General features: G+C 66.2%; 21 protein-coding genes. 10 read left to right on the top strand and 11 right to left on the bottom strand.

The window, feature by feature from the left end; genetic code table 11:
* Positions 1-10: 10 nt before the first annotated feature.
* The 5 genes from AC6CIE_RS21420 to AC6CIE_RS21400 all read right to left on the bottom strand — a co-directional run bounded on the left by AC6CIE_RS21420 (position 11) and on the right by AC6CIE_RS21400 (position 4,912).
* The gene (locus AC6CIE_RS21420) at positions 11-1,363 is read right to left on the bottom strand and encodes a carotenoid oxygenase family protein (protein ID WP_498093866.1); all 1,353 of its coding nucleotides are present in this window, start codon (positions 1,361-1,363) and stop codon (positions 11-13) included.
* A 102-nt stretch (positions 1,364-1,465) separates the two neighbouring features.
* Positions 1,466-2,431, bottom strand: a complete 966-nt coding sequence (locus tag AC6CIE_RS21415) for a DMT family transporter (protein ID WP_498094167.1) — start codon at positions 2,429-2,431, stop codon at positions 1,466-1,468.
* A gap of 2 nt (positions 2,432-2,433) precedes the next feature.
* On the bottom strand, positions 2,434-2,769 hold the full coding sequence (locus AC6CIE_RS21410) for a thioredoxin family protein (RefSeq protein WP_175124098.1): 336 nt from the start codon (positions 2,767-2,769) through the stop codon (positions 2,434-2,436).
* 8 nt (positions 2,770-2,777) lie between these two features.
* On the bottom strand, positions 2,778-4,055 hold the full coding sequence (gene ertE, locus AC6CIE_RS21405; RefSeq protein ID WP_498093864.1) for an N-carbamyl-l-glutamate amidohydrolase ErtE: 1,278 nt from the start codon (positions 4,053-4,055) through the stop codon (positions 2,778-2,780).
* A 62-nt stretch (positions 4,056-4,117) separates the two neighbouring features.
* Positions 4,118-4,912 carry an enoyl-CoA hydratase/isomerase family protein gene (locus tag AC6CIE_RS21400; RefSeq protein WP_498093862.1) on the bottom strand — a complete coding sequence of 265 codons (795 nt, stop codon included), beginning with the start codon at positions 4,910-4,912 and terminating at the stop codon, positions 4,118-4,120.
* A gap of 140 nt (positions 4,913-5,052) precedes the next feature.
* Here AC6CIE_RS21400 and AC6CIE_RS21395 point away from each other — a divergent pair, with 140 nt between their 5' ends.
* On the top strand, positions 5,053-5,964 hold the full coding sequence (locus tag AC6CIE_RS21395; RefSeq protein ID WP_498093860.1) for an SDR family oxidoreductase: 912 nt from the start codon (positions 5,053-5,055) through the stop codon (positions 5,962-5,964).
* On the opposite strand, the gene AC6CIE_RS21390 is transcribed toward AC6CIE_RS21395, so the two are convergent.
* Positions 5,928-6,659, bottom strand: coding sequence for a TetR/AcrR family transcriptional regulator (locus AC6CIE_RS21390; protein WP_239213923.1), 732 nt, complete (start codon positions 6,657-6,659; stop codon positions 5,928-5,930). The genes AC6CIE_RS21395 and AC6CIE_RS21390 overlap by 37 nt on opposite strands.
* 151 nt (positions 6,660-6,810) lie before the next feature.
* Here AC6CIE_RS21390 and AC6CIE_RS21385 point away from each other — a divergent pair, with 151 nt between their 5' ends.
* Together AC6CIE_RS21385 and AC6CIE_RS21380 are read left to right on the top strand one after the other, a co-directional pair.
* Positions 6,811-8,448: an acyl-CoA synthetase gene (locus AC6CIE_RS21385; protein WP_498093858.1), complete on the top strand. Its 1,638-nt coding sequence runs from the start codon at positions 6,811-6,813 to the stop codon at positions 8,446-8,448.
* 141 nt (positions 8,449-8,589) lie between these two features.
* On the top strand, positions 8,590-10,446 hold the full coding sequence (locus AC6CIE_RS21380; RefSeq protein ID WP_498093856.1) for a phosphoenolpyruvate carboxykinase (GTP): 1,857 nt from the start codon (positions 8,590-8,592) through the stop codon (positions 10,444-10,446).
* 116 nt (positions 10,447-10,562) lie between these two features.
* Here the strand turns inward: AC6CIE_RS21380 and AC6CIE_RS21375 are convergent, their stop codons facing one another.
* On the bottom strand, positions 10,563-11,441 hold the full coding sequence (locus AC6CIE_RS21375) for an aldo/keto reductase family oxidoreductase (RefSeq protein ID WP_291386939.1): 879 nt from the start codon (positions 11,439-11,441) through the stop codon (positions 10,563-10,565).
* 108 nt (positions 11,442-11,549) lie between these two features.
* Here AC6CIE_RS21375 and AC6CIE_RS21370 point away from each other — a divergent pair, with 108 nt between their 5' ends.
* Complete coding sequence (locus tag AC6CIE_RS21370) at positions 11,550-12,455, top strand: LysR family transcriptional regulator (RefSeq protein WP_498093853.1); 906 nt, start codon at positions 11,550-11,552, stop codon at positions 12,453-12,455.
* Positions 12,456-12,505: 50 nt separating this feature from the next.
* Positions 12,506-13,135: a class I SAM-dependent DNA methyltransferase gene (locus AC6CIE_RS21365; protein WP_498094165.1), complete on the top strand. Its 630-nt coding sequence runs from the start codon at positions 12,506-12,508 to the stop codon at positions 13,133-13,135.
* Positions 13,136-13,226: 91 nt separating this feature from the next.
* Here AC6CIE_RS21365 and AC6CIE_RS21360 read toward each other — a convergent pair whose 3' ends face one another.
* Complete coding sequence (locus AC6CIE_RS21360) at positions 13,227-13,745, bottom strand: O-acetyl-ADP-ribose deacetylase (RefSeq protein ID WP_498093851.1); 519 nt, start codon at positions 13,743-13,745, stop codon at positions 13,227-13,229.
* Between AC6CIE_RS21360 and AC6CIE_RS21355 the strand changes: the two genes are divergently transcribed.
* Positions 13,746-13,871 carry a hypothetical protein gene (locus AC6CIE_RS21355; RefSeq protein WP_495601854.1) on the top strand — a complete coding sequence of 42 codons (126 nt, stop codon included), beginning with the start codon at positions 13,746-13,748 and terminating at the stop codon, positions 13,869-13,871.
* A 198-nt stretch (positions 13,872-14,069) separates the two neighbouring features.
* Positions 14,070-15,314 carry a sensor domain-containing diguanylate cyclase gene (locus tag AC6CIE_RS21350; RefSeq protein WP_498093848.1) on the top strand — a complete coding sequence of 415 codons (1,245 nt, stop codon included), beginning with the start codon at positions 14,070-14,072 and terminating at the stop codon, positions 15,312-15,314.
* On the opposite strand, the gene AC6CIE_RS21345 is transcribed toward AC6CIE_RS21350, so the two are convergent.
* From AC6CIE_RS21345 to AC6CIE_RS21335, 3 genes are all read right to left on the bottom strand, one after another.
* Positions 15,253-15,609: a hypothetical protein gene (locus tag AC6CIE_RS21345; protein ID WP_218343427.1), complete on the bottom strand. Its 357-nt coding sequence runs from the start codon at positions 15,607-15,609 to the stop codon at positions 15,253-15,255. The two genes, AC6CIE_RS21350 and AC6CIE_RS21345, sit on opposite strands and share 62 nt — an antisense overlap.
* Before the next feature lie 307 nt (positions 15,610-15,916).
* Positions 15,917-16,972, bottom strand: coding sequence for a hypothetical protein (locus AC6CIE_RS21340; RefSeq protein ID WP_498093846.1), 1,056 nt, complete (start codon positions 16,970-16,972; stop codon positions 15,917-15,919).
* A gap of 108 nt (positions 16,973-17,080) precedes the next feature.
* Entirely contained in the window at positions 17,081-17,944 is an 864-nt protein-coding gene (locus AC6CIE_RS21335) for a pirin family protein (RefSeq protein WP_218343428.1), read from the bottom strand.
* A gap of 171 nt (positions 17,945-18,115) precedes the next feature.
* On the opposite strand from AC6CIE_RS21335, the gene AC6CIE_RS21330 reads away from it, so the two are divergent.
* The 3 genes from AC6CIE_RS21330 to nrfD all read left to right on the top strand — a co-directional run bounded on the left by AC6CIE_RS21330 (position 18,116) and on the right by nrfD (position 20,676).
* A complete protein-coding gene (locus AC6CIE_RS21330; RefSeq protein WP_498093844.1) occupies positions 18,116-18,664 on the top strand; it encodes a DNA-deoxyinosine glycosylase in 549 nt (182 codons plus the stop codon).
* 184 nt (positions 18,665-18,848) lie between these two features.
* Positions 18,849-19,622 carry a sulfate reduction electron transfer complex DsrMKJOP subunit DsrO gene (dsrO, locus tag AC6CIE_RS21325; RefSeq protein WP_498093842.1) on the top strand — a complete coding sequence of 258 codons (774 nt, stop codon included), beginning with the start codon at positions 18,849-18,851 and terminating at the stop codon, positions 19,620-19,622.
* 19 nt (positions 19,623-19,641) lie between these two features.
* Positions 19,642-20,676, top strand: coding sequence for an NrfD/PsrC family molybdoenzyme membrane anchor subunit (gene nrfD, locus AC6CIE_RS21320; protein ID WP_498093840.1), 1,035 nt, complete (start codon positions 19,642-19,644; stop codon positions 20,674-20,676).
* Positions 20,677-20,749: the final 73 nt, after the last annotated feature.

The following is a 20,749-nucleotide window of genomic DNA, read 5'->3' as shown; positions in this document are numbered from 1 at the left end:
GCGCCCGAGGCTAAGCGGCTGCGGGCGAGGGCATCCAGGATCCGTGCAGCCCGCCGGGCACGCGGCGCGGCAGGCGCACCTGCGCGACCGGCCCGGCAGCCAGGTCGCGCGCGTCCAGCACGATGAACCGGCCGCCCGCGTCGTCTTCCGTGTGCACGAAGCTCAGGAGGTAGCCGTCCGCTTCACCCGCGCCGGCCGGATCGGCGGCAAACACCGGTTCGCACGCGGTCTGCCCGGCGGGCAGGCGGTACACGGTCTTCGCACCCGTCTCGACGTCATAGCGTGCAAATGCCTCGAAGGCGCCCGGCTGCGGCGTTTCGCCCGGACGCGGATCCCGCAGGCCGGCATAACAGAACCGTGTGCGCCGCCCCAGCCACGCGTCGTTGACCCGGCCGAACTCGCAGGGCTGGTCGTCCAGCGTCTGGTCGTCCACGCGTCCGCTGGCCATGTCGATGCGCAGCCGGTGCATTTCCAGCCGCTTGCGCGACGTGGGCCCGTAGCCATCGTGCCAGGGCAGCACCGCCTCGATCACGTTGCTGTCCACGTAGGCATTGGCGACGTGCCAATTGAAGAAGGGGTCGGCCTCGATCCACCGGATCTGCGCCGCGTCGGTGCAGTCGCGCGGCACCAGCAGCACCTGCGTGCCGCGCTGCGGCTCCCACCCGGGCGCCGCCGGTCCGCGGCTGAAGTCGAACACCAGCGGGCAGACAAACGCCACCACGTGGGTGGCGGTCAGGCCGATGTCGTGAACCAGCGCCGGCCAGGGCGATGCAAATGCGACCTGGCGGTCCACCCGCCCCGTGCTGTCCAGCCGCATGTATTCAAGCGTGCCCGCCATGAGGTCGTAATTGATCGCCAGCATTTCCCCGGTCAGCGGGTCGACCTTGGGGTGCGCGGAGAACGCGCCGGCGAGCTTGCCCTGGAATGTGTTGGCGCCGACCGTGCCCAGTGCGTCGTCCAGTTCGTACGGGCAGCCGCCTTCGTACAGCGCGTGGATGCGGCCGGCGTGCCGCAGCACGTTGGTGTTGGCCAGGTTCGCGTAGGGTGGCGGACCGAACGTCGGGTTGTAGATGCGATGGCCGGCGTCCCGTTCTTCCTGCAGTTCGGCAGTCAGCACCCAGCGGTTGCGGTAGCGCGCGCGGCCGCTATCTAGGTAGAGCGCGTGGATCATGCCCGTGCCGTCGAAAGGATAGGAATAGCCCGGGCCGGGCTCGAATTGCGGATTGGGTCCGTTGCGCATGAAGACGCCGGACAGGCCGGGGGGCAGGGCGCCTTCGACGGGCAGATCGGCGTCTTCGCGTTCGTCGAAGACCGGCGCGAAGGCGCGGGTCAGGGCGGGGTTGTCGCTGTGCCAGGGTTGCATGTGACCTCCAGGCCGAGGCCGCGCACCGGACTGGGTGACACCGGGAGCCCGGGGGCGGCAAAAGTCCGTTATATCCGCCCGGGCCGTCGGGAAAAAGCCGAGTTAACCATGATGCGAATTGCGCCGCGCCTGACGCTTGCGCAGCCGTTCCCGCACCATTTCGGCCCCGCTGACCAGCGTGATTCCCGCCAGCACCATCACCGCGCCGATCACGAAGCCCGCATCCAGCGGTTCATCCAGGATCAGCACGCCGAAGCTCACGCCGAACAGCGGCGTCATGAACGACAGGATCGACAGTCGGGACGCCAGATACCGGCGCAGCAGCCAGAACCAGGCCAGATAGCTGGTCAGCGCGACGACGACCGACTGGAACACGACGCTGAGCACGGCGGCCGGGGTATAGCGGATGCCATGATGGCCGGTGGCGGCTGCAAAAACCAACAGGCCCACCGAGGCCACGGCCATCTGATAGAAAAGCGTCTTGGCCGGGGCGGTTTCGGACAACGACGTCTTGCGGATCGCCACCGTCGTGGCGCCCCACAGCAGCCCGGCCAGCAGTCCCATCGCGTCGCCCAGCAGCATGTTGCGCGCGCCGTCGTGCGCCAACGGCTGGCCGCCCTTGACCAGGAACGCCACCGCGATGCCGCAGAAGGCCAGCGCGACGCCCGCCCATTGCAGCGGCTTCAGACGCTCTTCGGGTAGCAGCCAGTGCAGGCCCAGCGCCGCGAAGATCGGCGCGGTGTATAGAAACACCGACATGTGCGAGGCCGTGGTGTAGACCAGCCCTTGCGCGACGAACAGGAATTCGCCCGCAAACAGCAGCCCCACGATCAATCCAGGCAGGAACGTGCCGTCGGTGAACGCGCGCAGCCCTTCGGCGCGCCACACCACGACGGCCAGCACCAGGGCCGCGAAGGTGGAGCGCAGCCCGATCTGCATGATGGGCGCGATGTCGTCCGCGACCAGCTTGATGGCGATCTGCTGGAAGCCCCAGCACACGCACAGCGCCAGCATGGCGCCGGTGGCCAGCGTGTCCAGCGGCAGGCGCAGCGGCTTGGCGGCGGTGATGCTCACGGCAGTTCGGCGGGATAGCTGTCCAGCGCCAGGCCGATTTGCTGGCGCAGGTCCCATTCAGCCAGCGAGGCTTGCACCGGGCCATAAAAGGCGCCGTCGCGGGCGACGAACATGGCGGGCAGGTGGAAGACCTCGTAGCGCTCGACCAGGCCGCGGTTGTCGCCGGCGTCTATCCAGCAGATGCGCTCGACCGGCAGTTCCACGCCCGGAAGCTGCTCGCGCGCCACGCGACAGGTGCCGCAGGTGCGGCTGTGAAAGACGATGAGGGACAGGCCGCGCGCGTCCAGCAGAAAGCGGTCGGCGGTGCTGTCGTTGAGTTCTATCTGTTCCATCGTGTGTCTCAAGCGCCGCGCAGCACGCGGTCCAGTTCCAGCACCGACTGGTACAGCACGCGCGTGCCGTCCAGCAGTTGCGCGGGTTCGATCCATTCTTCGGGGCAGTGGCTGCGGCCGTTCAGGCAGGGGATGAAGATCATGCCGATAGGGCCGGTGGGCGCCATGTACACGGCGTCGTGGCCGGCGCCGCTGGGCAGCCGCATCGACGCGTAGCCAAGCTGGTCGGCGGCCGCCTTGACCGCGTCCATGACCAGCGGCGAACAGTCCGTGGGCTGCGCGCGGCTGAGCTGCGTGAAGCCGGCAGTCAGACGCAGCGCCTTCAGGTCGTCGGCCACGCCAGCCATCAGGGTTTCGGGAAAGGCGTCCAGCACGGCGTTGCTGTCGCTGCGCATTTCCAGCGTCATCTCGACCCGGCCCGGCACCGCGTTGGCCGCATTGGGCGTCATGCTCAGCCTGCCGACGGTGGCGACGACGTAATGCGGATTGCCGCTGGCCGCGCTGGCCTGCCGGTTGGCGGCGTCGATGATGCGGGCCGCGCCCACCAGCGCGTCGCGCCGGATGTCCATGGGCGTGGTGCCCGCGTGGTCAGGTTGGCCCTCGACCACGATCTGCACGCGGCGGATGCCGACGATGTTGGTGACCACGCCGATCGGCAGCTGGCGGCTTTCAAGAACCGGGCCTTGTTCGATATGCAGTTCGACAAAGGCGGCGGTTTCGCCTGCGCGGCGCAGCGGGGCGTTGAGCGCGGACGGGTCGCCGCCGATGCGGGCAATACCCTGCGCCAGCGTCTCGCCCTGCGGATTGCGCGCGTCCAGCATGTCGGCGCTGAGCTGGCCGCACAGCGCGCGGCTGCCGACACAGGAAATGCCGTAGTCGCTGGGTTCTTCGGACAAGAAGTCGATGACTTCGAAAGGATGGTCGAGCGTGATGCCGTGTTCCTGCATCGTGTGCGCGACTTCGATGCCGGCCAGCACGCCGATGATGCCGTCGAAGCGGCCGCCGGCCATGACGGTGTCGCAGTGCGAGCCGGTGGAAATCGGTTTGCGCGAGGCATCGCGCCCCGCGCGAGTGCCGACCAGATTGCCGCCCGCGTCCAGGCGCGTGGTCAGGCCCGCGGCTTCGAACTCGCTACGCAGCCAGGCGCGCGCGTCATCGAATAGCGGCGAAAAAGCGCGGCGCGTCCAGGGGACGTCGGGCAGGGTGAATTTGGACAGGGTGTCGACGCGCGACCAGAGGCGTTCGGCGTTCAGCGGGGGAAAAGCGGGCGGTGTGGCTTGCGGCATGAGACTTCCAGAAGATCCGCCCTGGATTATGGCATCAATGGCGCGGCGTCCTTGTCCGCCGCTTACGTCGTGCCGCGCCAGGACGGTTCACGTTTTTCCAGGAAGGCCGTCACGCCCTCGCGCGCTTCCTCGGTGCTGCGGATGGCCGCAATGCGTTCGACCGAGTCGGCAATCAGGGCGGCGTCTAGCGGCCGGCCGGCAAAGTCGCGCACGAGCCGCTTGCTGGCCTGCACGGCGCCCGGACCATTTGCGCACAGTGTGCGGCAGAGCGCTTCGGCGGCCTCAAGCGCCTGGGCCGCCGGGACGACCTCGTGCACCAGCCCCAGCCGCAGCGCGGTGGCGGCGTCGAAGCGTTCGGCGGTCAGGAAATAGCGGTTGGACGCGCGCTCGCCCAGGGCGCGGATCACGTAGGGGCTGATGGTGGCGGGCAGCAGGCCCAGGCGGGTTTCGGACAGGCAGAAATGCGCGCTGTCTGCCGCAACCGCGATGTCGCACGCGGCCACCAGCCCCATGCCGCCTGCGTAGGCGTCGCCGTTGACGCAGGCGACGATGGGTTTCGGGCAGGTCCAGACCGCGTGCAGCATGTCCGCCAACCGCGTGGCGTCCTTGCGGTTGTCCGCATCGGTCAGCGTGCCCATTTTGCGCATCCAGTTCAGATCGCCGCCGGCGCAAAATGCCTTGCCCGCGCCCGTCAGCAGCAGGACCCGCACCTGGGGATCATCGACCGCAGTCTGGATCGCGGCCGTCAGCGCGGCGATCAGCGTCTCGTCGAACGCGTTGCGCATGTCCGGCCGGTTCAGCGTCAGACGGGCGAGGGGGCCTTCTATGGTCAGGTCCAGCGGTGCGGTCAGCGTCATGCGCGGTCTCCGGTGTTGTTGATGATGGCTCAACAGAAGTTCTGATCAATTCGGTTGATTCTATGGGCAAAAGCGCGGCGTTGCGATGCTTGTTTTCAGTAGATTGAGTTATCCTCAACAAAAAATTTTCGGAGACAGACATGAATCAGCCTGCGGGGAGTCGCGCCGCCGATCAGCGTTACGCATCGGTATTCCGGCCGGGATTGTTCGACGGCAAGACGATCATGGTCACCGGCGGCGGCAGCGGCTTGGGCCGTTGCACCGCGCATGAGCTGGCGGCACTGGGCGCGCGCCTGGCGCTGGTGGGTCGCAACCCGGACAAACTGCGCACGGCGGCCGAGGAAATCGCCCGCGTCTATCCCGAGGCCGCCGATCGGATCAGCCAGCACCCCTGCGACATCCGGGACGAAGCCGGCGTACGCGGCGCCGTCACCGACGCGCTGACCGCGCACGGCCGCATCGACGGCGTCTTCAATTGCGCAGGCGGCCAGTTTCCCGCGCCGTTGGACCGCATCAGCCTCAATGGCTGGAACGCCGTCGTGCAGAACAATCTGCACGGCACCTTTCTTGTGTCGCGCGAGGTCTATACGCAGCACATGCGCCAGCACGGCGGCACCATCGTCAACATGCTGGCCGACATCTGGGGCGGCATGCCGGGCATGGGACATTCGGGCGCGGCGCGCGCGGGGGTGTGGAACCTGACGGAGACCGCCGCCTGCGAATGGGCGTATGCCGGCGTGCGCGTCAACGCCGTGGCGCCGGGCTGGATTGCATCCAGCGGCATGGACAGCTACGACGAGCACTACCGTGGCGTGCTGCGCGAGCTGAAAACCAAGGTGCCGCTACAGCGCTTCGGCACCGAAGCCGAACTGGCCGCCGCCGTGGTCTTTCTGCTGTCGCCCGCGGCCGCGTTCATCAATGGCACCGTGATCCGGGTGGACGGCGGCGTGCCGAACGCGCGCCATTCATGGAACCTGCAGCCGGCCGAGCGCGGCGAGACCTACAACGGCTTTCCTCAGTACGTGCCGCCGTCTCTGTTTTCGGAAGACTGAAGCCGATGCAGCGCGTTCTGGACTTCGCCCCGGAATTGCGCCAGCGCCAGGGCGTCCTGGCGCGGCGGCTGCAGGGCCTGCCACAGAAAACCGACCAGCTGGTCGGCCGTGGCGGCCACATCGACATTGACCTCCGCGCCGCGCCGCATCGCGTCCCACAGCACATGCTCCATCGGCCCGTACACCGCCGAGCGCAGCAACCGCAGCGGCATGTCCTGGCGGATGTCGCCGTCGGCCTGGCCTTGCGCCAGGATGCGCATCAGCGGCGCGGTGTAGCGGCGCTGCAGGTCGGCGTAGATGTCGCCGAAGTCGTCGTTGCGCGCGCGGCCTTCGGAAAGTATGAAGGCGCACAGGCCCGGACCTTCGGCCAGCAGATGGCGCAGATGCGTGTGGACCAGGTAATGCAGTTGGGCACGCGCACCGTGGATATGCGGCAGGTGGTCCTCCACCCGCGCGATGATTTCGTCGTACCAGTCGCTGATGACGCGCACGCAGAGTTCGCGCTTGCCGCCGAAGTAGGTGAAGACGGTGGCTTCCGAGACGCCCAGCCGCTGCGCGATCTCGGTGGTGGTGGCCGCGTGAAAGCCCGCTTCGGAGAACACCTGGCGCGCGACCCGCAGGATGTCGCGGATGCGTTGTTCGGACTTGGCGCTGGCCGGCGGGCGGCGCATCGGGACGGCTGGGCTTTTTTCCATGCAGGCTACAGGCGAAAAAGGGGCGGGCGGCCTGTCTGGCTGTCCGCGCGAGGGCCTATTATTGAGCGACGGTCAACTTCGTGGCAAGGCGGGGGGCAACCCGCCGCCGCGGGTCTTTCATGGCAACAACCATAACGATCAAGAGACAACCATGCTGCACAGAGCAGATTCCTACGCGCAAGTCGTGTCCGCATTCCAGTGGCAGGTGCCCGCGGCCTACAACATCGGCGTCGACGTGTGCGACAAATGGGCCGACGGCAGCGGCCGGCTGGCCCTGATCTATGAAAAGAGCGACGGGGCGCAGACGCGCTATACGTTCGATCAGATCAAGGCGCAGTCCAACCAGTTCGCCAACAGCCTGGCTCGCTATGGCATCCGGCGCGGCGACCGCGTCGCCATCTACCTGCCGCAGGCGCCCGAAACCGCCATCGCCCACGTCGCCGCTTACAAGATGGGCGCGGTGGCGGTGCCGCTGTTCACGCTGTTTGGCGTGGACGCCATCCAGTTCCGGCTGGCCAACAGCGGGGCGTCGGCCCTCGTCACGGACGTGGAAGGCTGCCGCAAGCTGCTGGAAATCCGCGACAGCCTGCCCGACCTGAAAGTGATTTATTGCATCGATGGGGACGCGGGGGCCGCGGGGGTTACGGTAGGCGCGCTGCCGTTCCACCAAAGCCTGGCGCTCGAATCCGACGCCTTCGACCCGGTCGCGACCGCCGCCGACGACCCGGCGGTCATCATCTACACCTCCGGCACCACCGGCAAGCCCAAGGGCGCGCTGCATGCGCACCGCGTGCTGCTCGGCCACCTGCCGGGCGTGGAGATGTCGCACGAGTTCTTTCCCGAGAACGCCGTGCTGATGTGGACGCCCGCTGACTGGGCCTGGATCGGCGGGCTGCTGGACGTGCTGCTGCCGTCGTGGCACCACGGTGTGCCGGTGCTGGCGCGGCGGTTCGAAAAATTCGATGGCGCCTCGGCGCTGGAACTGATGGCGCGCCACGGCGTGACGCACACCTTCCTGCCGCCGACCGCGCTGAAGATGATGCGCGGCTGCGACTGGCCGGACCACGCCGGGCCGCGCGCGCTGCGCTCGGTGGCCAGCGGCGGCGAATCGCTTGGGGCCGAACTCATCGACTGGGGCCGCCGCGTGCTGGGCGTGACCATCAACGAGTTCTACGGCCAGACCGAATGCAACATGATCGTGTCCTCGTGCTCGTCGCTGTTCGACCCCTGCATCGGCGCCATCGGCCGCGCCGCGCCCGGGCATCGGGTCGCTATTGTGGATGACAGGGGGGCCGAAGTGGCCGATGGACAGGAGGGCAACATCGGCGTACTGCGCCCGGATCCCGTCATGTTCCTGGGGTACTGGAAAAACCCGGAGGCCACGGCGGAAAAATTTGCCGGCGATTACCTCCTGACCGGCGACATCGGCGTGCGCGATTCGGAAGGTTTCATCCGCTTTGTGGGCCGCAACGACGACGTCATCACCAGCGCCGGCTACCGGATCGGCCCGGGACCCATCGAAGACTGCCTCATCGGTCACCCGGCGGTGCGCATGGCGGCGGTGGTGGGCATGCCGGATGCTGAGCGTACGGAAATCGTGGTGGCGTTCGTGGTGCTGAACGAGGGTGTGGTGGGCGACGAAGCGCTGGTCAAGGCGCTGCAGGCGCATGTCCGCACCCGGCTGGCCGCCCACGAATATCCGCGCGCGATCCGCTTTGTAACCAGTTTGCCCACGACCGCGACCGGCAAGATCATTCGCAGGGACTTGCGTGCCGGATACCCCGCATAAGCGGACTCACCCGGTGACAATCTCGCCCATGTGGATGGGTTGACTGGCTGCCCGGCGCTGCAAGTATGATTGCGCAAACTGGATACGGCCCCTCTCAATTGGGGCCGTATCACCTTTAGCCAAAGTATGGAGATAGCCCCAATGAATAAGCCTTTGGACGGGGGATTGGCAGCCTTGAACGTGCCCGCGTACGTCAAGCATCGCGGACTGATCGACTGGGTCGCCAGTTTCGTCGCGCTGGCCAAGCCTGATCGCGTGGTGTGGTGCGATGGCTCGCAGGAAGAGTACGACCGCCTGTGCGAGCAGATGGTCCAGGCCGGCACCATGCGCCGGCTCAACCCCGCCAAGCGCCCCAATTCCTATCTCGCGTGGTCCGACCCGTCCGACGTGGCCCGGGTTGAAGACCGCACCTTCATCTGTTCCGACCGCGCCGAAGACGCCGGCCCCACCAACAACTGGGCCGATCCCGCTGAAATGCGCGACACGCTCAACGGTCTGTTCGACGGCGCCATGCGCGGCCGCACGCTGTACGTGGTGCCGTTCTCGATGGGCCCGCTAGGTTCGGACATCGCCCACATCGGCGTCGAACTGTCCGACAGCCCGTACGTGGCCGTGAACATGCGCATCATGACGCGCATGGGCAAGCAGGTCTATGACGTGCTGGGCACCGACGGCGACTTCGTGCCGTGCCTGCACTCGGTCGGCAAGCCGCTGGCCGATGGCGAAGCCGACGTGGCCTGGCCGTGCAACCCCACCAAGTACATCGTCCACTTCCCCAAGACCCGCGAAATCTGGAGCTACGGCTCGGGCTACGGCGGCAACGCGCTGCTGGGCAAGAAGTGCTTCGCGCTGCGCATCGCGTCCACCATGGGCCGCGACCAGGGCTGGCTGGCCGAACACATGCTGATCCTGGGCGTCACCTCGCCCAAGGGCCGCAAGTACCACGTCGCCGCCGCCTTCCCGTCGGCCTGCGGCAAGACCAACTTTGCCATGCTGATCCCGCCTCAAGGCATGGACGGCTGGAAGGTCACCACCATCGGCGACGACATCGCCTGGATCAAGCCCGGCCCCGACGGCCGACTGCACGCCATCAACCCCGAAGCCGGCTATTTCGGCGTGGCTCCGGGCACCAGCGAGCAGACCAACTTCAACGCCATGGCCACGCTCAAGGCCAACGTCATCTTCACCAACGTCGCGCTGACCGACGACGGCGACGTCTGGTGGGAGGGCATGACCAGCACGCCGCCGGCGCACTTGGTGGACTGGCAGGGCAAGGACTGGACGCCTGAAATCGCGCGCGAAACCGGCCGCAAGGCCGCGCACCCGAACGCGCGCTTCACCGCGCCGGCCGCGCAGTGCCCGTCCATCGATCCCGAATGGGAAAACCCCAAGGGCGTGGTCATCGACGCCTTCATCTTCGGCGGCCGCCGCTCCACCACCGTGCCGCTCGTCACCGAAGCGCGCAACTGGGTCGAAGGCGTCTACATGGCCGCCACGATGGGCTCGGAAACCACCGCCGCGGCCGCCGGCCAGCAAGGCGTGGTGCGCCGCGACCCGTTCGCCATGCTGCCGTTCTGCGGCTACAACATGAGCGACTACTTCGGCCACTGGTTGAAGCTGGGCAAGCAGCTCGAAGCCGCCGGCGCGACCCTGCCGCGCATCTACTGCGTGAACTGGTTCCGCAAGGGTCCGGACGGCAAGTTCGTCTGGCCCGGCTTTGGCGACAACATGCGCGTGCTGCGCTGGATGCTGGGCCGCATCGACGGTCAATCCAAGGGCGTGGATCAGGTGTTTGGCGTGTCCCCCAGCTACCAGGACATCGACTGGACCGGCCTGGAATTCAGCCCGGACAAGTTCGAGCAGGTCATGTCGGTCGACGAGAACGCCTGGCGCGAGGAATTGGCGCTGCACCATGAGCTTTTCGGTCAGCTGTCGCAAGGCCTGCCCGACGAACTGCGCACCACCAAGACCGAGATCGAGGGCCGTCTGGCGGCTTGATGCTGCTGGGGTCTGCCGGTTGATCGAACCCGCCTGCATTGACGCAGGCGGGTTTTTTATTGCCGCCGGCTTGAGTGCGCAGGCGCGTCCGGCGTTCAGGTTGTTCAGGCCGGGGCTTACACCGTCTTGCTCGCCGCGATGCCGTCCAGCGCCTTGGCCACGTCGTCCGGCAACTGCAGCGACGCCGCGGCCAGGTTTTCCTTCAGATGTTTCTGCGAAGACGTGCCGGGTATCAACAGGATGTTCGGCGAGCGGCGCAGCAGCCAAGCCAGCGCGGTCTGCATCGGTGTCGCGCCGATCCGCGCAGCCGCGTCGTTCAGGATGGACGACTGCAACGGGCTGAACCCGCCCAGCGGAAAGAACGGCACGTAGGCGATCCCTTCGCGGGCCAGGTCGTCGATCAGGGCATCGTCGGCCCGATGGGCGACGTTGTACTGGTTCTGCACGCAGACGATGTCGCAGATGCCGCGGCCCTCTTTCACCTGCGTGGCCGTCACGTTGCTCAACCCGATGTGGCGGATCAGCCCTTGCTGCTGCAGGCCGGCCAGCACGGACAGCGGCTCTTCGATGGACCCTTCCGCCGGGCCATGGACGTCGAACATGGCGCGCAGGTTGACCACGTCCAGCACGTCGCGGCCCAGGTTGCGCAGGTTGTCGTGCACCGCCCGGGTCAACTGCTCGGCAGAGAACGCGGGATTCCACGAGGCATCGTCGCCGCGCACTGCGCCCACCTTCGTCACGATCACCAGATCGTCGGAATAGGGGGCCAGCGCTTCCCGGATCAATTGGTTGGTGATGTGCGGGCCGTAGAAATCGCTGGTGTCGATGTGGTTCACGCCGGCGGCAACCGCGTCGCGCAGCACGGCAAGCGCGGCATCACGGTCCTTCGGCGGACCAAAGACGCCCGGGCCGGCGAGCTGCATGGCGCCATAGCCAAGCCGATAGACCTGGCGTGCGCCGAGGGTGTAGGTGCCGCTGTCTGCGAGTTGGGTCATGTTGGGTTCCTTGTTTCAGTGAAGGAGTGGGGATGGGCAAACGATAGAGCTTTCGCCACTGGCTGATAAGCCAATACAATCCGCACGGCTTGTACGGAAAAATGCACAATGGCGACTGACCTCGATCACCTCCATGCCTTCGTCGCCGTCGCGCGCGCGCGAGGATTTCGCGAAGCGGCCCGGACGGCGGGCACCAGCGCGTCGCGCCTGAGCGACACCGTGCGCCGCCTGGAGGCGCAGCTTGGCGTGCGGCTTTTCAACCGAACGACGCGCTCCGTGGCGTTGACCCAGGCCGGCCAGGAACTGCTGGCCCGGCTGGCGCCCGCGCTGACCGAGGTCGAGGCGGCGCTGGACGCCGTCAACGGGTTCCGCGACAAGCCGGCGGGCACGCTGCGGCTCAACGTGCCGCTAAGCGCGGCCAAGCTGGTGCTGCCGTCCATCGTCCCCGACTTTCTGGCGGCCTATCCCGATATCCGACTGGAGGTCGTTGCCGAGGAAAGCTTTGTCGACGTGCTGGCTGCCGGATGCGACGCAGGCATCCGCTACGACGACCGGCTGGAGCAGGACATGATCGCCGTGCCGATCGGCCCGCGCGTGCAGCGCTTTGCAGCCGGCGCCTCGCCCGACTACCTGAACCGGCGCGGGCGGCCCGCGCATCCCGAAGACCTGATGCAGCACGCCTGCCTGCGCGGCCGCTTTCCCAGCGGGGCGATGCCGGCGTGGGATTTCGAGCGGGGCGGAGAGACCGTGCGTATCGATGCATCCGGACCGTTGGTCGTGCAGATTGGGAGCGCGGTCGATCTCGCTGTCGACGTCGCCATCGCGGGGGCGGGCGTCATGTATCTGTTCGAAGACTGGCTGCGGCCGCACTTTGAAAGCGGGGCGCTGGAGCCCGTGCTGGAGCCGTGGTGGCCGCAGTTTTCGGGTCCATTTCTGTACTACTCGGGCCGCCGCCTGGTGCCATCGCCGCTGAAGGCGCTGATCGACTTCATCAAGGGGCGGCCGTTTCCTTGAGCGGCGCGCACCGCCTCGCCGCCCCGCGCCCTTTGATGCACAATCGCCTGATGCACCTGGATCCCGAAGACCTCGCCAAGATCACGTCCCTGACGCTCGCCCATTACGAAGAGAACGCTGATTCCTTCCAGGCCGGCACGCGGGACCACGACGTCAGCCAGAACATCGCCGCCTTGCTGCGGCACATCGACGGTGAACCGCCGTTCGACATCCTCGATCTGGGTTGCGGGCCGGGGCGCGACCTGAAGACTTTCCTCGCGATGGGACACCGGCCCGTGGGCCTGGACGGCACGCCGCGTTTCGTGGAAATGGCGCGTGCGGCAAGCGGGTGCGAGGTCTGGGAGCAGGATTTCCTGCGGCTCCAACTGCCTGCGGCGCGCTTTGACGGCATCTTCGCCAACGCCGTGCTTTTTCATGTGCCGGGGCAGGAACTGCCGCGCGTGCTTAAGGAACTGCGGGCAACGCTGCGGCCAGGCGGCGTGTTGTTCAGTTCCAATCCCCGGGGCGGCAACCAGGAAGGCTGGAATCGCGGGCGCTACGGGGCGTACCACGATCTCGACGGCTGGCGCGCACTGATGGAGGCCGCCGGATTCGACGAGCTTGAGCACTACTACCGGCCCGACGGACTGCCGCGCGAGCAGCAGCCGTGGCTGGCCAGTGTGTGGCGCCGGCGGGATTAGCGGGGCGGAACTGAAAGGCGTCGATGAGCGGCGATCCCGTGGCCAGGCAATCGGGGGCAGACGGCAGAGCGGCCGCCTCCCTCGCGTCGCTTCATTCAGGTGGCCGGTTCAAAACTCGCTCGTAGTGACTCAGGTCAGCGTCCGAAAAGCAGCAGAAGATAACCTCTTGAATTGACGAATCCCTCGACAGGCTTACACGGACGGTATCGACCGCAATCTGCGCCGCCAAATCAATGGGATAGCCATAGATGCCGGTACTGATGCTGGGAAACGCAATCGAAGCTACGCCTTTTTCCTCCGCCAGCGCAATGCAGCGTTGATAGCATCTTGCCAGGAGTGCCGGCTCCCCGTTATTCCCCCCGCGCCAAACCGGGCCCACCGTGTGAATGATGAAGCGCGCGGGCAGCCGATATCCGCCGGTCACCTTCGCATCGCCCGTCTTGCATCCGCCAAGCAGCCGGCACTCGTGCACCAGATCCGGACCCGCGGCACGATGAATCGCGCCATCCACGCCGCCGCCGCCCAGCAATGAGGAATTGGCGGCGTTGACGATCGCGTCCACGTGAAGCTTGGTGATGTCTGAGCGGATGGCCCGCAGTGTGGTGGGCATGTGAATTCTCCTCGTGACGGGATGCAGCGGCATTATCCCCGCGTCATTCAACTGGTCAACCGCCGGCTCATCTGCCGCATCGACGTGTCGGACGGCCACTTTATCGCCAGTTCCGAGCGTGTCTGACGGCTGCTTTATCGCCGATTCCGAGCGTGTTTGATGGCTACTTTATCGCCATTTCCAGGCGCCCTCGGCCGAACTCCTGGGATCAATACCGGCCGACTACAATGAGCGCCGCCCACGCAGGTCGCTGGGTGTCCATCGCTGACCACCGCCCAGTGGCGCCGGCGCAGGAAATCCGCTTTCCCTCTCGACGTCCCTCCCATGGTTGCCTCCACGCTCGTTGGCATGCTGTGCGCACACCTGCTGTGCTTTTCCGGCATGTTCCTGCTTATCAGCCGTCGCCTGCCAGAAAACAGGATGGGGATGGACGTCTTCGCCGTCGGCAATCTGCTGCTCGCGGCGGCCTACATCCTGCAACTGGTCGAAGGCGGTCCCGCCTGGAGCGTGATGAGCGTCGTCAATCACTGCCTGACGCTGGCTGCGCCAATCGCGTACCTGCTTGGCGCCATGCGATTCTTTGGGCGTCAGGTGCGCTTGTGGTTGCCGTTGGCGGTGTTTTGCCTGGTGTATGGGTTACTGCAGTGGCTGGTGCAATCGCAAATCGGACCGGAAGCGCGCTACGCCATGCTGGCCGCGTCAGCGACGCTTCTCTTCTTCGCAATGACCGTCACGGTGCTGTGCGGCACGCGCACCTTCGCCAAGGATTTGCGCGCAGAGATGTTCTTCTTCGCGTGCCTGATCGGCGGAATCTGCGTGCTGAATGCGTTGAAGTTCCTGAAGATCACCGAAGGCGGCCTGGACGCGCTGCACATGGACAGCCGGTTTCAGATGATTTTCTACATCTATATGTCGACGCTTGCCACCATCGTGCCGCCTTCCATTGTCTGGCTGGTGTTGCGCCGGCTGACGGATAGTTTGCGCAATATGGCGGCGCGCGATCCGATGACGGATCTGCTTAATCGAAGGGGATTGTCAGACGCACTGACCCAGTATTTCAACGGCCGGAATGCGGTCCCCGCCTATTTGCTGATGGTGGACGTCGACCATTTCAAACGGATCAATGACAGCTACGGCCATCAAGCGGGCGATGAGGTGATCTGCCATGTGGCGGGGCTGCTTCGTGCCGGTGTACGGCGAGGAGATCTGACCGGCCGCACCGGCGGAGAGGAGTTCGTCGCCGTGCTTCTTGAATCGGAAGTGGCGGATGTGATGGTTCTTGCGGAGCGGCTGCGCGCCAGCATCGAAAGCCAGCCAATCCACGTCACCGGCCGCGATGGGCCGCTGCGCTGCACGGTCACGATTGGCGTGTCAGCGCGCTTTCATGGAGCGGATGGTTTGGAGGAGGCGCTCCGAGAGGCGGATGGGGCGCTTTATCGGGGGAAGGCTGGGGGGCGGAATCGGGTGGAAGTGGGCGGTGGTGACGGCGAAAGGGCGATTGCCGGAGTCACGCTGCCTCCCACAATGCCGCTGTCAGACCCAGCAACAGCAGTATCGCCGACGAGATAAACCATCGCACGGTTTTCCGGTATTCATCCTCGGCTTCATCTTCCAAACGCAAGGCGCGGCAAAGCGCAATTATCTGCAGCAGGATCGCGACCAATAAGAACACGCCCGGCAGCACGGATAGCACGCTCCAATCGCCCGGCGCGTCGAAGCCCCAGAAACGCAGGAAACCCAGCGAAAAGCCCAGCAATACGGTGATGGCCGTAATCAATCCAGCCCGAAAGCCCTGGGGCAGGTCGCGTGACCTGTGGCTGCGGGGCCGTACCAAATCCTCGTCTGGCGTTTCCGGTGTCATCATCGAGATACTCCGCACTGAGTACGCTACGGCCCACCCGCTACCGGTTCATGTGGGGGCGAAAGCGGAACTCCTGCCTTCGCGCGGGGCGAGGTTGAACGGATTATGGCTGATAACGCAGTGCACAGGGGCTGTTGACCTCGCCGTGTCGCAGCCCTGTGCCTTGCTTGCAGTTGCCCACGCTCGCCAGCCACCCCGGCCACGGCCGCCAACATCATCCTTCGCACTGAACATCAACGGCAAGGATCTCTTCTCTGCGGTCTAGGGCGAGGGGAAGCTGAGCGACTCCAGCATTCTTCGCCCGACGCGCTCAGCCGGCCGGTACAAGCCTTCTCGAACCGCCATAAAGCGCCAGCTTCCCAACCCAGCAGCCCAGCACCAGCAGCGCTGCATACACCACGAGCATCACGACCGCCACCAAGTTGGAATCCGCTGCGCGTATCAATTGGTCCCATGTCATCGCCCGAATCGCGAGAAAGCCCAGGCCAACCCCCAGCACCTGTGCCAGCCAGAAGGCGAGCGTGCCCAGGGCGACAGCTCGCCCTTGACGCGCAGCGCCGATCGGGCGCGGCAGGATTCTCAGGCAGACGACCGTGCAAAGCACCAGAAGCAGGGCGGGCAGGATCAGGAAACCCAGCGCGTATTGCAGCCGGCCGACGGTGAGCGATTGCGCGTTCAGGTAGCTGCCCATGGCGATGCACACGCTCAGTTGCCAGCCCAGGATCATCAAACCGGCACTCCAGGCCGCGTGGCGTTGTTCATACGCCGGACCACCGGCTTGGTCCGCAGGCTGCACGGTTCGCGCGGCGATGCGCACGGCGAGATATGCGCCCAGGACTTCCAAGGCAACGGCCAGGGCACCGAGGAACAGGCCTAGCGTCAAGAATTTGTTGGCCGTGCCAGCGTGTTGCGCGGCGTACAGGACCAGCACGCTTTGCAGATAGATCATGAGGGCCGACACGGCCAGCGAGAACACCAGCGTCAAGATGATGACGATGCCGAAAAGCTTTCCCGGCGCGTTCACGGCGTGCGTACTTTGTTGCCGCAGCCAGCGATGCGTGGTGCTCCATACGGTCAAACCGACAAAGATGGACGAGGCCGCGATGTTTGCCAGAAATGGCACCAGGTACTGCGGAAGGCTGAACGTCTCGCGCAGTTGCGCGGATTCGGGCAATCCGATCAACGTGTGGCCTTGCAGCAGCGCGGCGTAGGCCACGCGCACGATGACGACTGTCAATGCCAGACGCAAAGCAAGAGAGCAGGGGGAACGGGCGGGAGCGGTCATCGACGTTGTGCGGAAGTAGCCGGAGACAGCGGCGGAAGAATTAGGGATCGACCATAGCACGGCGCTGCCGCAGAACGTCATACCGCGCCGCGACGCGCCGCCTCATGATCTGCATGGTCCCCAAACGCGACCGCGCCCGCATGCCGGTAACTGGCATGCGGGCGCGGGGTCACTGGCGGAGCGTTCGCCTCAATGCATCTGCCCGTACTTCCCAGCGTTGAAGTCCTGGATCGCCTCGACGATTTCCGCTTGCGAGTTCATCACAAAGGGCCCGTAGCCAACGACCGGCTCATCGATCGGCTCGCCGCTCAGGATCAGGAACACGGCGTCGTTATTCGCTTCGACCGTGATGTCCTCCCCCTCTTGCGAGAACAGCGCCAACTGCGCATCCCGCGCAACGGCTTCGCCGTTCACCAGGACCGTACCGCGCAGCATGACGAGCATGCTGTTGCGGCCCGCCGGAATCGGGAAGGTCGCCGTCTTACCCGCCGCCAGCTTCACATCCCAGACGTCCATCGGCGTAAACGTCCGCGCCGGACCCGTCTGGCCTCCGTAGCTGCCCGCGATCACGCGCAGCGAACCCGCGTCATCCGGCAGCGCCACGACCGGGATGTCCGCATTGAGAATGCCCTGATAGCCGGCCGGCGCCTTCTTGTCCTTGGCGGGCAGGTTGACCCAGAGCTGCACCATCTCCAGTTTTCCGCCCGTGCGGGTGAAGGCGTGGGAATGGAATTCCTCGTGCAGGATGCCGGAAGCCGCCGTCATCCACTGGACGTCGCCGGGGCCGATGACGCCGCCGTTGCCGGTGGAGTCGCGGTGTTCGACTTCGCCGCTGTAGACGATGGTCACGGTTTCGAAGCCGCGATGCGGGTGCTGGCCGACGCCGCGGGGCTGGCTGGCAGGGCCGAATTCGGCGGGGCCGGCGTAGTCCAGCAGCAGGAACGGGCTGGTGTCGCGGCCCTTGTCGTTGTACGAGAACATGGAGCGCACCGGAAATCCGTCGCCCACCCAGTGGGGACGGGGGCTGGCGTGCACGCCGAGGATCTTCTTCATGGTGAGGTTTCCTGTTGCGCGGCCCCTTCGGGGCCGTTCGTCATAGGCAAGAAGATAAGGGCGGAATGCCGATATCGGTAGTGCCCGTGGCTGATAAGCACTGTTCCATGCGGCGAACGATCATCACGGGGCGGCAGGGCACGCCCGCGCCGGGCGGGTATCCTTCCGGGCATGGACAAGATCAGGGACGAAACCGCGGCGGCGCGGTTTGAGACGGTGGTGACGGGATTTGCCCCGGTCGTGGGGGAGGGTGCGCGCGTGCTGGTGCTGGGCTCCATGCCCGGCGTGGCCTCGCTGCGGCAGGTGCAGTACTACGCGCATCCGCGCAATGCGTTCTGGCCCCTGGCAGCGCGGATCTTCGGGTTTGATTCGGGCCTGGCCTACGACGAGCGCTTGCGTGCGTTGCAGGCTAACGGCGTGGCGCTGTGGGATGTGTTGCGGGCCTGCGAGCGGCCGGGCAGTCTGGATGCCGACATCCGGGGCGATACGTTGGTGCCGAACGATTTCCAGGCATTCCTGACCCGCCATCCGTCCATCGTGCGCATCTGCTTCAACGGCGCGAAGGCCGCGGCAATGTTCCGGCGGCATGTGCTGCCGACGTTGCAGGCGCCCGGGCTCGACATTTACGAGCTGCCCTCGACCAGTCCCGCCCATGCGGCGGCCAGTTTCGAACAGAAACTGACGGCGTGGGCGCCGGCATTGAAACTCCCGACGCGCTGAATCAGCAAGCCACGGTCAGGCGGCATAACCCCGACTATTCGCTGCGCAGCCCTTCCGCAAGCCGCGCCTGCGCAACCCCCACCGCCGCCTCAACTCCGTCCCCCAATTGACAGATATCAAGGCTCTATATAACTACAGGTGATAAGTTAATTTCCGTAACACTTAAACGTTTCGGAGTTTAACGATGCGCACCCCCCACAGCCCCCCGGAAACGCCGCTCCCGGGCAAACGCGGTTTCCTGAAAGGGCTCCTAGGCCTGGGCGCCGCCGCCTCGGTCATTCCCATCCACGCCGAGGCCGCGCCGGGTCTCAATGGCCAACCGCCGCGCCGGCCTGGCATGGCCGGCAAGCGCTACGGCATGGTCGTCGACATGCGCAAGTGCATCGGCTGCCAGTCCTGTACGGTGAGCTGTTCGCTGGAAAACGTACCGCCCATCGGACAGTTCCGCACCACCGTCCTGCAGTACGAAGTCACGCCCGATACCGGCGGCCCCTGTTCGATGGTCATGCTGCCGCGCCTGTGCAACCACTGCGACAAGCCGCCCTGTGTGCCGGTCTGTCCGGTGCAGGCCACGTTTCAGCGCGAGGACGGCATCGTGCTGGTCGATAACGCGCGCTGCGTGGGTTGCGGCTATTGCGTGCAGGCCTGTCCCTATGACGCCCGCTTCATCAATCACGAGACCCAGACTGCGGACAAATGCACGTTCTGCGAGCACCGGCTGGAAGCCGGACTGCTGCCGGCATGCGTGGAAAGCTGTGTGGGCGGCGCGCGCGTGATCGGGGACATGAACGATCCGGACAGCGCGATATCCCGGCTGCTGGCCGAACACAAGGCCGACATCAAGGTGCTCAAGCCCGAGATGAAGACCGATCCCCACGTCTTTTACATCGGCCTGCCCGATGCGTTCGTGCACCAGGTCGACGGCCAGGCCGGCGTGCGCCTGGCGGGTGGTCACTGACACGGAAGGGGAGACTCTCATGCGAATTTCTGAATTGCTCACGCCGGTATACGACGCTGCCTGGTTGCCCTGGGCCGTGCAGTATTTCTTTCTGATCGGCATCAGCGCGACCACCGCGCTGACCGCCGCCTTTGCGACGTTCGGGCGGGCGGATTCCGCCCCGCGCCGCTTGCTGCCGGCGGCGGTGACGGTGCTGCTGGTCAGCGCCATCGCCGCGCCGGTGTCGTTGCTGGCCGACCTGCATCAGCCCGGCCGTTTCTGGCACTTCTATGCGGACATCACGCCGTGGTCGTGGATGTGGCTGGGGGCGTTGCTGCTGCCGGTCTTTGTGACGCTGGCGCTGCTGTTCTGCGCGGCGTGGTGGTGGGGGCGGATCGGGTGGCTGCGGGGGGTGGCGGCGGCGCTGGCGCTGTCGGCGCTGTCCATCCTGGTCTACACCGGGGCCGAGGTGATGGTGCTGCGCTCGCGGCCGTTGTGGCACACCGTGTTTCTGCCCGTGAACTTTGCGCTGACGGCCTGGCTGGGCGCGCTGGGCGCGATGTTCCTGGTGGGCCGCTGGCTGCCCGGCGGACTGCGCGCGTTGCCGGTGGAGATGCTGCGCCGGCTCAGCGTGACCGCGGTCGTGCTGATGGCGCTGGGCGCGGGGGCGTGGGTGCTGCTGGGCCTGCTGGGGCTGGATCCGTCCTTCGACGCTGCACTGCGGCTGTTTGCGGACTTTCCGATCTGGCGACTGAGCCTGGCGGGCGCCGTGATTACGGCCTTCTGCATCGTCGCACTGTTGCAACGGCCGGCGCGCACGCTGGCGTCGCCGCTGCCGTCCGCCGCGCTGGCGCTGACGATGCTGGGCGCGGCGTGGATTTTCCGCTGGGTGGTTTTCATGAGCGTGCAGGGCGTGCCCAAGTACGGCGCAGGACTCTACCTGTACGACATGCCGTGGGGCAGCGACGGGCTGCTCGGCATGGTGGGCGTGTTGGGGCTGTGCGTGGCGCTGATCACCGCCGTCACCTGGGCCCTGGACATCTTCCCCGCGCGCGCACGCGCCGTGGCCGCCTGAGCGCGCGCCGACACGACAGCACATGGAAAAGAAAGCAATGGACAAGCAACACGAAGGCGGCAAGCAACACGAA

This window comes from Achromobacter sp. GQ309, assembly GCF_059759315.1.
Note: the sequence above shows the minus strand (reverse complement) of the source record. Positions and strands in the feature narration are given on the sequence as shown.

Coding starts and splice junctions, on each gene's coding strand:
- AC6CIE_RS21420 (WP_498093866.1), bottom strand. CDS start 1,363: ATGCAACCCTGGCACAGCGACAACCCCGCCCTGACCCGCGCCTTCGCG.
- dsrO (WP_498093842.1), top strand. CDS start 18,849: ATGCGCACCCCCCACAGCCCCCCGGAAACGCCGCTCCCGGGCAAACGC.
- AC6CIE_RS21360 (WP_498093851.1), bottom strand. CDS start 13,745: ATGCCCACCACACTGCGGGCCATCCGCTCAGACATCACCAAGCTTCAC.
- AC6CIE_RS21350 (WP_498093848.1), top strand. CDS start 14,070: ATGGTTGCCTCCACGCTCGTTGGCATGCTGTGCGCACACCTGCTGTGC.
- AC6CIE_RS21365 (WP_498094165.1), top strand. CDS start 12,506: ATGCACCTGGATCCCGAAGACCTCGCCAAGATCACGTCCCTGACGCTC.
- ertE (WP_498093864.1), bottom strand. CDS start 4,055: ATGCCGCAAGCCACACCGCCCGCTTTTCCCCCGCTGAACGCCGAACGC.
- AC6CIE_RS21400 (WP_498093862.1), bottom strand. CDS start 4,912: ATGACGCTGACCGCACCGCTGGACCTGACCATAGAAGGCCCCCTCGCC.
- AC6CIE_RS21410 (WP_175124098.1), bottom strand. CDS start 2,769: ATGGAACAGATAGAACTCAACGACAGCACCGCCGACCGCTTTCTGCTG.
- AC6CIE_RS21370 (WP_498093853.1), top strand. CDS start 11,550: ATGGCGACTGACCTCGATCACCTCCATGCCTTCGTCGCCGTCGCGCGC.
- AC6CIE_RS21375 (WP_291386939.1), bottom strand. CDS start 11,441: ATGACCCAACTCGCAGACAGCGGCACCTACACCCTCGGCGCACGCCAG.
- AC6CIE_RS21390 (WP_239213923.1), bottom strand. CDS start 6,659: ATGGAAAAAAGCCCAGCCGTCCCGATGCGCCGCCCGCCGGCCAGCGCC.
- AC6CIE_RS21340 (WP_498093846.1), bottom strand. CDS start 16,972: ATGACGTTCTGCGGCAGCGCCGTGCTATGGTCGATCCCTAATTCTTCC.
- AC6CIE_RS21330 (WP_498093844.1), top strand. CDS start 18,116: ATGGACAAGATCAGGGACGAAACCGCGGCGGCGCGGTTTGAGACGGTG.
- AC6CIE_RS21395 (WP_498093860.1), top strand. CDS start 5,053: ATGAATCAGCCTGCGGGGAGTCGCGCCGCCGATCAGCGTTACGCATCG.
- AC6CIE_RS21380 (WP_498093856.1), top strand. CDS start 8,590: ATGAATAAGCCTTTGGACGGGGGATTGGCAGCCTTGAACGTGCCCGCG.
- AC6CIE_RS21345 (WP_218343427.1), bottom strand. CDS start 15,609: ATGATGACACCGGAAACGCCAGACGAGGATTTGGTACGGCCCCGCAGC.
- AC6CIE_RS21335 (WP_218343428.1), bottom strand. CDS start 17,944: ATGAAGAAGATCCTCGGCGTGCACGCCAGCCCCCGTCCCCACTGGGTG.
- AC6CIE_RS21385 (WP_498093858.1), top strand. CDS start 6,811: ATGCTGCACAGAGCAGATTCCTACGCGCAAGTCGTGTCCGCATTCCAG.
- nrfD (WP_498093840.1), top strand. CDS start 19,642: ATGCGAATTTCTGAATTGCTCACGCCGGTATACGACGCTGCCTGGTTG.